The sequence below is a fragment of the Serratia bockelmannii genome (assembly GCF_051803255.1).
In the GTDB taxonomy this organism is placed as follows: Bacteria; Pseudomonadota; Gammaproteobacteria; order Enterobacterales; family Enterobacteriaceae; genus Serratia; species Serratia bockelmannii.
Genome location: NZ_CP196512.1, coordinates 2,475,706 through 2,488,632 on the forward strand (window position 1 = coordinate 2,475,706; position 12,927 = coordinate 2,488,632).

8 protein-coding genes are annotated in these 12,927 nt (G+C 60.3%); 2 read left to right on the forward strand and 6 right to left on the reverse strand.

Translation table 11 applies throughout. The features are described 5' to 3' along the window. Positions 1 to 918: an ABC transporter substrate-binding protein gene (locus ACSJLU_RS11905; RefSeq protein WP_025302813.1), complete on the reverse strand. Its 918-nt coding sequence runs from the start codon at positions 916 to 918 to the stop codon at positions 1 to 3. A gap of 149 nt (positions 919 to 1,067) precedes the next feature. Between ACSJLU_RS11905 and ACSJLU_RS11910 the strand changes: the two genes are divergently transcribed. After that, positions 1,068 to 2,264 (forward strand): MFS transporter, encoded by a 1,197-nt coding sequence (locus ACSJLU_RS11910; protein ID WP_049204017.1) that lies wholly within the window; start codon positions 1,068 to 1,070, stop codon positions 2,262 to 2,264. On the opposite strand, the gene ACSJLU_RS11915 is transcribed toward ACSJLU_RS11910, so the two are convergent. Continuing rightward, a complete protein-coding gene (locus tag ACSJLU_RS11915; RefSeq protein ID WP_060433043.1) occupies positions 2,261 to 4,354 on the reverse strand; it encodes a putative bifunctional diguanylate cyclase/phosphodiesterase in 2,094 nt (697 codons plus the stop codon). The genes ACSJLU_RS11910 and ACSJLU_RS11915 overlap by 4 nt on opposite strands. 907 nt (positions 4,355 to 5,261) lie before the next feature. Between ACSJLU_RS11915 and ACSJLU_RS11920 the strand changes: the two genes are divergently transcribed. Then, a complete protein-coding gene (locus ACSJLU_RS11920) occupies positions 5,262 to 8,297 on the forward strand; it encodes an autotransporter domain-containing protein (protein WP_405051217.1) in 3,036 nt (1,011 codons plus the stop codon). Positions 8,298 to 8,437: 140 nt separating this feature from the next. Here ACSJLU_RS11920 and pqqF read toward each other — a convergent pair whose 3' ends face one another. From pqqF to pqqC, 4 genes are read right to left on the reverse strand one after another with little or no spacing between them, the layout of a single operon-like run. Next, positions 8,438 to 10,753 carry a pyrroloquinoline quinone biosynthesis protein PqqF gene (gene pqqF / locus ACSJLU_RS11925; protein ID WP_342096251.1) on the reverse strand — a complete coding sequence of 772 codons (2,316 nt, stop codon included), beginning with the start codon at positions 10,751 to 10,753 and terminating at the stop codon, positions 8,438 to 8,440. Between the two features lie 2 nt (positions 10,754 to 10,755). Beyond that, positions 10,756 to 11,892 carry a pyrroloquinoline quinone biosynthesis protein PqqE gene (pqqE, locus tag ACSJLU_RS11930; protein ID WP_439041083.1) on the reverse strand — a complete coding sequence of 379 codons (1,137 nt, stop codon included), beginning with the start codon at positions 11,890 to 11,892 and terminating at the stop codon, positions 10,756 to 10,758. Then, positions 11,885 to 12,163: a pyrroloquinoline quinone biosynthesis peptide chaperone PqqD gene (gene pqqD, locus ACSJLU_RS11935; protein WP_016927749.1), complete on the reverse strand. Its 279-nt coding sequence runs from the start codon at positions 12,161 to 12,163 to the stop codon at positions 11,885 to 11,887. Before pqqD ends, pqqE begins: the two co-directional genes overlap by 8 nt. Next, positions 12,163 to 12,918, reverse strand: coding sequence for a pyrroloquinoline-quinone synthase PqqC (gene pqqC / locus ACSJLU_RS11940; protein WP_025302820.1), 756 nt, complete (start codon positions 12,916 to 12,918; stop codon positions 12,163 to 12,165). Before pqqC ends, pqqD begins: the two co-directional genes overlap by 1 nt. Positions 12,919 to 12,927 lie beyond the last annotated feature (9 nt).

Consider the following 12,927-nt stretch of genomic DNA (forward strand, 5'->3'; position numbering starts at 1 on the left):
CTAGTCCCCCAGCCCCGGCGGGTTAATCTCCGAACGGGCAATCTTCTCGTCGCTTTCCGCCCAGCGATCCAGCACCTGCAGATAGCTGCCGTTGGCGATGGCGCTGTTGAGCGAAGCCTGCACCGCGTCCACCAGACCGTTGCCTTTCTTCAGTGTGACGGCGATGTTGGCGGTCTTCGGCCAGCCGCCGGGCACAATGCCCACCAGCCGGGTTTTGCCGGTCAGCCGCGCCTGATAAGCGCCGGAGACGTTGGGCCCGAAGGTGGCGTCGGCGCGGCCAGACTGAATGGCCAACGTGGAGGCGGCCTTATCGGTGACGTACACCGGCTGCAGCGGCGCTAATCCCTTGGCGCGGTTCTCCTTGTCCCAGGCCAGCAGCACCGCTTCCTGATTGGTGCCGGAATCGACGATGATTTTTTTACCGGCGATATCCGGCGCCGTTTTGATCTGGGTGATTTTACTGTCGGACTTGACGTAGAAGCCCAGCGTATCCTGCCGATAGGTGGCGAAATCGAATTTGGTCTTGCGTTCGTTGGTCACGGTGATGTTGTAAACCGCGGCGTCATATTTGCCGGAGGCCACCCCCAGCGGCCAGTCTTCCCACGACGTGGGCACCAGTTTGAGTTTCAACCCCAAACCGTCGGCCACCAGGCGCGCGATGTCCGCCTCGCTGCCGATCACCGTTTTATTGTCGCGGGCGTACAGGCCGAACGGCGGGCCGCTGCCCAGCAGGGAAATGGCCACCGTCAGCGTGCCGGGTTCCACGAACCGGAAGCCGGCGGGGATTTTGGCCACGGCTTCGGCGCTCTTCACCGTGTGGATCGGCGTTTCGTTGGCGACGAGATCCACGCCCGGTGCGGCGGCGGCGGAAAAACTCAGCAGCGCCGCAATCACTATCATCTTTTTGCTATATATCATTATGTTAATTACCTTCATTATTATGGGTGTCACACGGTCGTTGCACTATCTCTAAAGGCTGCAGATCTGTGAACGAACAAAATCAACTAACCAATCTTGGAAAAATCATGAGGCGCCTCTGGCGGCGCTGAATCGATCGAGGATGAAGCATGTCGTCGCGTTTCGCTACGTTGGGCCGCATACCGCGCGGCGTGTGGGTATTGGGTGGCGTGAGCCTGCTGATGGACGTTTCCTCGGAAATGATCCATAGCCTGCTGCCGCTGTTTATGGCGACGACGCTCGGTGCCAGCGTGATCGTCATCGGGCTGATCGAAGGGCTCGCGGAGGCGACGGCATTGATCGTCAAGGTGTTCTCCGGCGTGCTCAGCGATTACCTCGGTAAACGTAAAGGGCTGGCGCTGCTGGGCTACGGGCTGGGCGCCATCAGCAAGCCGTTTTTCGCTATCGCATCGTCGTCCGGCATGGTGATGAGCGCGCGCCTGCTGGATCGCGTGGGCAAAGGCATCCGCGGGGCGCCGCGCGATGCCCTGGTGGCCGACGTGACGCCGCCGGAAATTCGCGGCGCGGCCTTCGGGCTGCGGCAGTCGCTGGATACCGTCGGCGCCTTTTTAGGGCCGCTGCTGGCCGTCGGCCTGATGCTGCTGTGGCACAACGATTTTCGCGCCATCTTTTGGGTGGCGACGGTCCCGGCGGCGCTGGCGATTGCGCTGCTGTTTTTCGGCCTGAAAGAGCCGACCGCCGCGATAACCCACAAGCGCACCAACCCGATCACCCGCGCCAACCTGCGGCTGCTGGGGCGCAGCTATTGGTGGGTGGTGAGCATCGGCGCGATCTTTACGCTGGCGCGCTTCAGCGAAGCGTTCCTGGTGTTGAAGGCGCAGCAGGGCGGCACGCCGCTGGCGCTGATCCCACTGGTGATGGTCGCCATGAATCTGGTCTACGCCTGCTCGGCCTATCCGTTCGGAAAACTGTCTGACCGCATGAGCCATGAAGGATTGCTGAAAGCCGGGTTGCTGGTGCTGATCGCCGCCGACCTGGTATTGGCGCTGAGCGATCATTGGGGCGGGGTGCTGTTTGGCGTAGCGCTGTGGGGGGTGCACATGGGCATGACCCAGGGGCTATTGGCGGCGATGGTGGCGCATACAGCGCCGGCTCATCTGCGCGGCACCGCGTTTGGCATGTTCAATCTGATCAGCGGCGTGGCGCTGCTGCTGGCGAGTCTTGGGGCTGGAACCTTGTGGGAGCTGTTCGGTTCCGCCTCCACCTTCTACGCCGGGGCACTCATCTGCGTAGTGACGCTTATCGGTATGCAGCTGGCGCCGTTTGGCGCACGGCAGGGGGCTTAACGGCCCTCGACAGATTGCGGCACCGCTTGCAGCAGCTCGGGCACCCGCTGGGATTCCACCGCCCGGCTGAACAGAAAACCCTGGCCAATATGGAAACCGGCTTCGCACAGCGTTTGCCGCTGCTGCTCGGTTTCCACGCCCTCGGCGATGATATCGATCGACAGCTTCTGACCGAGGATACCGATGCTTTCCACGATCGCCAGGATCGCCGGTTCGGTGTTCATGCGTTGAACGAAATCGCAGTCCAGCTTAATGCAGTCCAGCGGGTAATCCATGATATGGCTGAATGAGGAATGGCCGGTGCCGAAGTCGTCCAGTGCGATGCGGATGCCCATCTCTTTGAGCATTTGCAGCGCGCGCAGCACGTACTTGGAGCCATGTTTGTTGAACGCGTGCTCGGTCACTTCCAGTTCGATCAGGTGGTGGGGAATATGGAATTTCAGCAGGCGCTGCAGGAAGGTTTCGGCGTAGTTGTCGCGTAAAAATTCGATCGGCGACACGTTCAGCGAGATAGGGCGTACCGCCACGCCGGCCGCGCGCCAGCGGGCGATATCGGCGAAGACCTTCAGCTGCATGGCTTCGCTGATCTTGGTCGCCAGCTCGTAGTCGTTGAAGGCTTCGCTGACCGTCGCCGGCAGCTGTATGCCGTTTTGCGGGCAATGCCAGCGCAGCAACGCTTCGAAGCCGACGATGCTGCCGTCGGAGAGGCTGACCTTCGGCTGGTAGCTGGGACGGATGCAGTTGTCGCGCACGATCTGGCGCGCGTAGTTGAGCTGGCTGGCGCGCGCGCGGGCCTTGTCCATCATCTTGCGATCGAACATATAGACGCCGCCGCGGCCGCCGTCTTTCAGCTCATACAGCGCGGTATCGGCGCATTTCATCAGTTCCGAAGCGTCGCGGGCATCTTTGGGGTAGATGGCGCCGCCGATGCTCATGCCGCAATGCAGCGTCTTGCCACCGTGGGTGATCGGCGTCTCCAGCTGCAGCAGAAACTTGTTGGCGATGCGGAAAATATCCTGCTCGTTTTCAACGTCGCTGATTACCACCGCGAATTCGTCCCCCCCGAGGCGGGAGACGAACGAATGCGTATTCATGCAGGCGCTGAGCCTTTTACCCAGAACCCGCAGCAGATGGTCGCCCGCCGCGTGGCCCAGCGTGTCGTTCACCAGCTTGAAGTGGTCAAGATCCAGCAGCATCAGCCCGAGGGACTTGTTGCCATGCAGGGCACGCTTCATCTCTTGCTTCAGCTTTTTCTTGAATAAGCGCCGGTTGGGCAGGCCGGTCAATTCGTCATATTCGCTGGCGAGCAACAGACGCTGTTCCATCACGCGTTGCGACGTCACGTCGCGCGAGACGCACAAGATCTCGGCCACTGCGCCGTGTTCATCGCTGACGGGAGAGAGAATGTTGTCCCAATGCTGTTTTTTTCCTTGCGGCGTCACGCTTAATCCCGCGAAGCGCGCATTTTTACCGGCTCTGACGCTGTGCAGCGCCTTGCTGCCACGGCGGCGGACTTCGGGCGACAACAGCCCCAGCCAGGGCATGCCAAACTCTTTTTGCGCCGGATCCAGGCCGAGCGCCAGGCTGCCGGAGCGGTTCATGTGCCGCAGCGTGCCGTCGCGATTGATCACTTTGATGCAGTCGACGCTGGCGTCCAGCATGTCTTGCTGGATAGAGAGCGCCTGAACGTTTTGCTGACGTTGCAGCATTTGCGGGTGGATGTCGGTGGCGGTGAGGTACCAGCTGGGCTCCAGCGCCATGCCGTCCTGACGGGCGTTAAACGCCAACATAAACCAACGGTAGGCGCCGCTGCGATCGCGCAGGCGGGCCTCACCGGCGAATGAGGAGAGGGCAACGATCGCCTGGCGCCATTGTGTGGCCAGCCGCTCGCGATCGTCGGGGTGCAGGGTATCGAGCCAATCAGCGGCGCCGTGTTCACCGGCGATTGCGCCGGTATAGTCGCGCCACTGTTTATTGAAGTAGCCGCCAAGGCGGTTGCCGAAGCAAATCAGACCGGGCAAGTCGTCTACGATTTCGCTATAGAGATCAATCGGATTTTTGTTATTGGTCTGCTTGGGCAACAGGGTCATGCGGCATTTCCTCGGAAAATTACCCATATTCTCGCTCTCTAGCAGAGCCTCTTTCAATATAGTCTTGCCAATGAAATTGGGAATAGCCAGCGGGCGCGGCTAAAAATCAGCCCGCTAGCATGGAATACATCCAGCGTGAACGCATTAGGAATACTCCTGTTATTTATAAGCCCCCCTTATATTGCAACGAAAAATAAGTGATCGGACCACGATGGGGTTTTGCCATAAAAATTAATCAATCTGATGTTTCTATTTGATGAAATGTTCAGGTGTTTTTATGCTCTTCCACCGGTTGCTCTGCCGGCGCTATGCGTCTTCACTGACGAAAATCTCACTTATGGCGGCAATAACCGCCATTTTATGCACTCTTCAGCGGTTGTCGCAGCACCGTCACCCGGCGTTTAGAGAAAAGTTATGATGCAAATCAAGAAATGTTTTGTTTCATCTGTTGACACTTTGCTTACGTATAAGATAGCCTCGCGAATGATAATCATTAGCAAAACTGGATGGTGAGGCGAAATGCACCCACAGCCTGATCCTTACGCCCGCACCCGATGGTCGGGGCATTTCGGCGCAACGGCGCCGGCAAGCGTACATTCGCCTCCTCTCCAAACGTCTGCGCCATAGGCGCCCGGCGCGATGGCATCTCTTTGTCTGTCTGCGCCCATTTGCATCTCTCAGCCTGTCTGTTCGCGCGGCCCGCGTCGGGCCCGCATGTGTTATCCGTCGTTTCACGATCATAGGAGGTTTCAGCGCGGTTAAAACGTAAGTTTTCTTCTGGGTATAAATAAACATGGAGCGTAAAATGATACTTAATAAAAGATTGAAGTTAGCGTATTGCGTTTTTCTGGGTTGTTATGGCTTATCCATTCATTCTTCTCTTGCCGCTTATCAGGATCCCGGTCGATTGGGCGTGCCTGACAGTTGGAAAACCGCGGAGTTTAATCGCCAATGGGGGCTTAAGGTTATTTCCGCCGAATTCGCCTATGCCAGAGGCTATACCGGTAAAGGTATAACCATCGGCATTATCGATAACGCCATTCTTTCCCATTCTGAATTCGCCGGTAAACTGACGCGCCTGGATAACGGCAGTTATAATTTCTCGTATGATAAACAAGATAATATGTCTTTCGGCGATCACGGCACGCACGTAGCCGGTATCGCGGCGGCTAAAAGAGATGGCGCAGGTATGCACGGCGTTGCTTTCGACGCGGATATTATCGGCACCAAATTGAATGATTACGGTAATCGCAACGGCCGTGAAGAGCTGATTCAGAGCGCAGCCCGCGTCATCAATAACAGCTGGGGGATCGCGCCAGATATACGGCGAGACGCCAAAGGCGATATCATCTGGTTGCCGAACGGCAGGCCGGACTACGTGGCATTTGTAAAAAGCGAAGTGATCGCCGAGATGATGCGCAGCAAATCCAGCGTGGAATGGGGCAGCGAACAACCGGTGCCCACCGGCGGGCACAGCGCCATGTCGACGCTGCTGCGGGCGGCCAGGCACGGCAAGCTGATCGTCTTCTCGGCAGGAAATTACAACAACTACAATATCCCGGAAGCTCAAAAGTCACTGCCTTACGCTTTCCCGGACGTACTGAATAATTACCTGATTGTGACCAACCTGAGTGACGAAAATCAGTTAAGCGTTTCCTCGACCAGCTGCGGACAAACGGCCAGCTACTGCGTTTCCGCGCCAGGTTCTGATATTTACAGCACCGTTGGCCGGCTGGAATCCAATACCGGTGGCGCCGTGAATCGCGAAGCTTATAATAATGGCGAGTTGTCGGTTAATCCCGGCTACGGCAATAAATCCGGCACCTCAATGGCGGCGCCGCACGTTACCGGCGTTGCCGCCGTATTGATGCAACGTTTCCCTTATATGAGCGCCGATCAAATATCCGCGGTAATTAAAACCACCGCCACCGATTTGGGTGTTGCCGGTATTGATAATCTGTTCGGCTGGGGACGTGTCAATTTACGCGATGCGATCAACGGTCCGAAAATGTTTATTACCCAAGAGGATATCCCGCAGGAATATTATGTACCGGGCTCCTACAGTGAAAAACAGTTCGTGGTGAATATCCCCGGCCTGGGAAATATCGTCGAACCCGGTACCTCTGTTGAGCGGCGCTGCACGTCGAGCGAATGCGACTTCGATTCGTGGAGTAACGACATCAGCGGGCACGGCGGCTTGACCAAAACGGGCGCCGGTACGCTGGCGTTGTTGGGTAATAACACCTATCGCGGTGATACCTGGGTGAAACAGGGCGTGTTGGCGATCAACGGTTCGGTGGCCTCCAACGTCTATATCGAAAATAGCGGCACGTTGTCCGGTGAGGGTACCGTAGGCGCCTTCAGAGCGGTTCGGGGCGGCAGCGTCGCGCCGGGTAACGGCATCGGCACGCTGCATGTGTTGCACGACGCCATTTTTGATCGCGGTTCGCAGTATAACGTGGAAGTGGCGGACAATGGCCGCAGCGATAAGATCGCCGCGCGGCGCGCTTTCCTCAACGGCGGCAGTGTGAATGTCAGCCTGGAGCGCAGCCAAAACCTGCTGTCGCAGAATGAGGCGCAGAGTCTGCTGGGCAACAAGTACACCATCCTGACCACGACGGACGGCGTCAACGGCCGGTTCGAAAACGCCAACCCATCGTATCCGTTTGTTAAAGTCGCGCTGGATTATCAGGGCAATGACGTCGGCCTTGGCATCACGCGCACCGACGCCAGCTTTGACAGCCTGGCCAGCACTGAGAACGAGAAAGCGGTAGCTCGTGCGGTGGAGACGCTCAACGCGACGGAACCAGTCACGGAAACGGTGAAGCGCAGCGTGGCTGCCCCTACCGCTGAGGCGCTAAGCGCACTGCAAGGTGATGAAGGCAAAGCGCAAGCCGCTACCGAAGATGCGGGCGTCGTAACCGGCCATCCGGTGTATGAAAGCTTCCTCGGCTTCACGTCGGCCAGAGAGCTGCAACAGGCGACCCGTCAACTGTCCGGCCAGATCCACGCGGATATGGCTTCCGCCCAGATTAACGAAAGCCGTTACCTGCGCGATGCCGCCACCGAGCGCTTGCGCCAGGCGGAAGGCCGCCGTATCGCTTCCGATATCAAGGCGGATGATAATGGGGCCTGGGCGAAACTGCTGGGCAACTGGGGGCATGCTTCCGGCAACGACAACGCCACCGGCTACCAGACCTCTACCTATGGCGTACTGTTAGGTCTGGACAGCGAACTGTTTGACGACGGCCGGCTTGGGGTGATGACCGGCTATACCCGCACTTCGCTGGATGGCGGTTATCAGTCAGATGCCCACAGCGACAACTACCATCTGGGGCTGTACGGCGACAAACGCTTCGGTGCGTTGGCCCTGCGAGCAGGCGGCACCTATACCTGGCATCGCATCGACACCTCGCGCTCGGTGAACTACGGCGCGCAGTCGGATCGCGAGAAGGCCAAGTATAACGCGCGTACCGGTCAGCTGTTCATCGAAAGCGGCTACGATTGGTCGAGCGATGCGGTCAACCTTGAGCCGTTCGCCAACCTGGCGTATACCCATTACCGTAACGAGGAGATCAACGAGCAAGGCGGGGCAGCGGCACTGCGCGGCGACAAACAAAGTCAGTCCGCCACCGCCTCGACGCTGGGTCTCCGCGCCGACACCGAGTGGCAAACCGACAGTGTGGCGATCGCGCTGCGCGGCGAGCTGGGTTGGCAGCATCAATACGGCAAGCTGGAGCGCAAAACGCAGCTGATGTTCAAACGTACCGATGCGGCGTTCGACGTAAACAGCGTGCCGGTTTCTCGCGATGGCGCGGTTCTGAAAGCGGGCGTCGATGTGTCGATTAACAAAAACGCCGTCCTGTCCCTTGGCTACGGCGGGCTGCTGTCGTCCAACCACCAGGATAACAGCGTCAACGCCGGTCTGACCTGGCGCTTCTGATCGCGGTTAGCGTGCTTCGCTTTATTCAGCCCTCATCGTGACGATGGGGGTTTTTTTCGCGGCCAGCCGGCCTTCTTTGGCATGAGGTGATACTTTCTCCGCGTCCTATTCCCCCTGGCCGGTGTTCCCCGTCGGGTTAATCAATCAGAGGAAAGCAAACGCTGCTGCCAGTGCAACAGTTGGGTCAGCGTGACTGGCGCAGCGGCAGCCATGGCCGCGCGATCCTCCAAGGCAATTTCTCGGGCGCGCTGCAACGATTCGGTGCTGAGGCGCTGCAAGTTTTGTTGCGTCGCCTGTTGTATTTGCGCCAGTTCACCCGCGCTAACGTGCGGCAACTCATGACGCATCTGCAATAAGAATTCGTCGGTTAACTGCCTCAGCTGTTCAACGGTGAACGTCGGGGATTGCAGCGCGAACAGCAGGCCTTCGGCATCGGCGCAGCGGTGGAAGGCGCATTGCACCACGTAACCCACGTTGCGTTCCACGCGCAGCCGCTGAAAATAGCGCGGCGCGTAAAGCTGGGCCAGCACCCGCAGCGCCCAACGGCCTTCGGCTTCATCGTTTTGCAGCGGGTAAAACTGCAGTAAGGCACTTTCGGCGCCGCTTTCCGTCAGCGTGATGGGGCAATGATGTTGATGTGTCGGCAGCGGCGGCTCCGCGGCCACGAAATAGGGGAAGTCGTACAGCAGGTGCGACAGCTGCCGTTTTAACTCGTCATCGCCGCCGATCAAGGTGGCATGCCATTGTGCTGCTTCGGTTGGCGCACTGAGCGCCGCCGGCAATTGAGCTAACAGGCGGTGAATGGCGATATCGCTTTGTTCTTTCAGCTGCGTATGGCGCAGGTTTCTCGCCGCTTCGCTGAGAACGGTCGGCGGCAACACCGCCAGCGCTCGGTTCACCTCACTCAGCCCGTGGCAGATCAGCGCGTGGCTGCCCGCCAGTTGCAGCAGCCACACGCCCTGATGGCGCTCGAAGCTCAAATGTCCCTCCCGATGCGTCAGTTCTGCCGCCCCGGTGCGCAGCGCCGCCTGTAAGCCGTAGGCCTGTCCATCGCTGAAGCGGCTCGACGGCGTCGGCCGCAGCAGCAGCACAGGCTGCGCTTCGCCGGGGAGCAGATGCCGCAGCGGCGCCAGGCCGGAAGGCAATCTCGGGCTCGGCAGCGTCGCCGAGGTGGCGAAAAAGCGGAATGGTTCCGCGGCAGACGTCAGCGCGGCGCCGGCGAAGGGGCCAAGCGCCAGAGGCAGCCCTTGAATTTCACGGGTTTCGCCGTGGCCATCAGACCGCACGGCCAGGCGACGGCGCGGCGCGCTAATCAGCGCCGCAATATGCCGCGGCCAATCGTCGTTCGACTCCACCGGCGGTAGCCCAAGCGCTCTGGCCCGCAGCTGATCGAGCGGCGCCAAACGGTGGAAATCGCGATTTGCCAGCCGCTCGTAATGCGCAAGCTGAGCCGGTGTCAGCACCTGCAGCGCCTGTAGCCACGCCAGCAGGGCGCTTTCGATGTGGGCGGCTTCAACGGCTGAACCGCGATTGACGGTAAAGATAAAACTCAGCAGGGCGTTGTTCTCACTGCAGCGCGAATAATCCAGCCGAACGGCGTCACACCACGCCTGAGCGCGCAGCCGCGCCAGCAGCCCGCCGGGGGCTTCGTCCAACAGCAGGCGCTCCAGCCGCCGCAGCCAACCGCGTGAATGGGAACGCGACAGGGCAAACACCAGCCTCAGCTGCGGCGTGCCGGGAAGAGACAGGGTGTAATCTTTCGCAGCGGTCAGCGGCGGTGAGGCTTCGTGCGGTATGGCGCTGCCCGATGGCAAGCGGCTGCCGTAGCGCTGTGCCAGCGCATGCAGCTGCGCCAGCGATTGCGGGCCTTGCAGCCACAGCGTCATGTTTGGCGCGCGAAAATAGCGCTGGTGAAACTGCCGCAGCGCCAGCTGCAACGCGGAAATGTCGCTGCCGAAGGCGGCGCGGCTGCCGATATGAAAGCGATGCATTGCACCAAGGCCGCCGAACATCTGCCGCTGCGCCGCTTCGCAGCGGGTTTCTACCTCGGCGCGCAGCAGGCGGTATTCGGCGTCGATGACCTCGATCTCCTGCTCAATCGCCTCGGTCGCCAGCTGTGGGGCGGCGAGCATATCGCTTAGCCGCGCCAACCCCTGCGCCAAATGTTCGGTGCCCACCTCGAAGAAAAACGCGGTTTGCGTAGCCTGGGTGGTGGCGTTCAGTCGGCCAGTGACCGACGGTACCCAGCTCATCAGGCCCTCTTGCGCGCTGAAGTTCGCGCTGCCGCGAAACAACATATGCTCCAGCAGGTGCGCCAGGCCCGGCCAGGCGACGGGCGCCTGAAAACTGCCCGCCTCAATGCGCACCAGCGCGGCGGCGCAGCCGACAGCAGGGTCGCTTATCGCCTTGACGGCCAAACCGTTCTCGAGCTGCCAAGAGGCGCCGGCGAGTGCCATCGTCAACCCTTGAAGATCAGACGGGAGTTGGTCTGATTGCGAAAACGCAGCTGATCGATACCGATCTGCGAACGGTTCGCCGCTTCCCGCGCCGCCAGAATGGTGCCGTGGTGCGGCGATTTGCCGCACACCGGGTCGGCGTTGTCGGCGTTGCCGGTTAGCATGAACGCCTGACAGCGGCAGCCGCCGTAGTCTTGCTCTTTCTCCGAGCAGGAACGGCAGGGCTCCGGCATCCAGTCATAGCCGCGATAGCGGTTAAAACCGAACGAGTGGTACCAGATATGCTGCAGATCGTGCTCCAGCACCGACGGGAAGGCGATCGGTAACTGACGGGCGCTGTGACAGGGTAACGCCATGCCTTCCGGCGTCACGCTCATGAAGATGGCGCCCCAGCCGCCCATGCAGCCTTTGGGGCGCTCCTCGTAGTAGTCCGGCGTGACGAACAGCAGGTTGGCCAGCTTGCCGTCGGCGGCCATGCGTTCGCGGTAGCGTTTCACCACGGTTTCCGCATCGGCGATCTGTTCGCGGGTCGGCAGCAGGCCCTCGCGATTGAGGTGCGCCCAGCCGTAGAACTGGCAGGTCGCCAGCTCGACGTCGTCGGCGTCCAGCTGGATCGCCAGTTCGATAATGCGGTCGATCTGGCCGATATTATGGCGATGCAGCACGAAGTTGAGCACCATCGGATAGCCGAGCGCCTTGACCGCCTTGGCCATGGCCAACTTCTGCTGAAATGCTTTGGCGGAGCCCGCCAGCGCGGCGTTCAACGTTTCATCGCTGGCCTGAAAACTGATCTGAATGTGATCCAGCCCGGCGTCGGCGAAGGTCTGCAGCTTTTTCTCGGTCAGGCCGATGCCGGAGGTGATCAGGTTGGTGTAAAACCCGAGATCGCGGGCGGCGGCGATCAGCTCGGGCAGGTCTTTACGCACCAGCGGCTCGCCGCCGGAGAAGCCGAGCTGCACGCTGCCCATCGCCCGCGCTTGGCGAAACACCTCGATCCACTGCGCGGTGGTCAGCTCTTTTTCCTGCGTGGCAAAATCGAGCGGGTTAGAGCAATAGGGGCACTGCAGCGGGCAGCGGTAGGCCAGCTCCGCCAGCAGCCAGAGCGGCGGATTCACCGCCGGCGCACGTGGTTCAGTCACGGAAGGTCACCCATTTTTGTTCGTAGGCGCGCTGGAAAAATTCCAGCACGTCGTCCGCTAACCCTTCGGCGCCGGGGAAGCGGGCGTTCAACTGGGCGATGATGCCGTTCAGCGTAGTGTGGCCGTCGACCAGTTGCAAAATGGCGGCGGCGCTGTCGTTCAGCTTGGCCATGCCTTCCGGGTAGAGGATCACATGGCTGTTTTGCACCTGCTCCCATTGCAGGCGGTAACCGCGGCGGAAGACGGGGGTGTGTTCAGGGTTCAGCGTCATTACACCAGCCTCTGGTTGTGCCATACCCGCGCGGCGGTCACGCTGTGGTAAGGCGGGCGGTTCAGGGTGTAGGCCATGCTCATGGCGTCCAGCATGCTCCACAGAATGTCCAGCTTGAACTGCAGGATCTCCAGCATGCGCTGCTGCTTTTCAACGGTGTCGCAATAGTCAAGCGCCAGCGCCAGGCCGTGTTCCACATCGCGGTTGGCCTGGCCGAGGCGGCTGCGGAAATAGTCGTAGCCGGCGGCGTCGATCCACGGGTAGTGCTGCGGCCAGCTGTCGAGGCGCGATTGGTGGATTTGCGGCGCGAACAGTTCGGTCAGTGAGCTGCAGGCTGCTTCCTGCCAGCAGGCGCGGCGCGCGAAGTTGACGTAGGCGTCCACCGCGAAGCGCACGCCCGGCAGTACCCGCTCTTCAGAGAGCAAAGTGTCGCGCTGCAGCCCAACGGCTTCGCCCAGGCGCAGCCAGGCCTCGATGCCGCCTTCGCTGCCGCCGTAGCCGTCGTGATCCAGGATGCGCTGTACCCATTTGCGGCGTGTTTCCGGTTGTGGGCAGTTGGCCATGATCGCTGCATCCTTAATCGGAATGCTGGTCTGGTAGTAGAACCGGTTGGCCACCCAGCCCTGGATCTGCTCGCGGGTCGCTTCGCCGTTGTGCATCGCGATGTGGTACGGGTGGTGGATATGGTAATAAGCGCCTTTGGCGCGCAGCGCCGCTTCAAACGCCTGTGGGTCAAGGGGGAGTGGTTGCGTCATGGCGGTTCC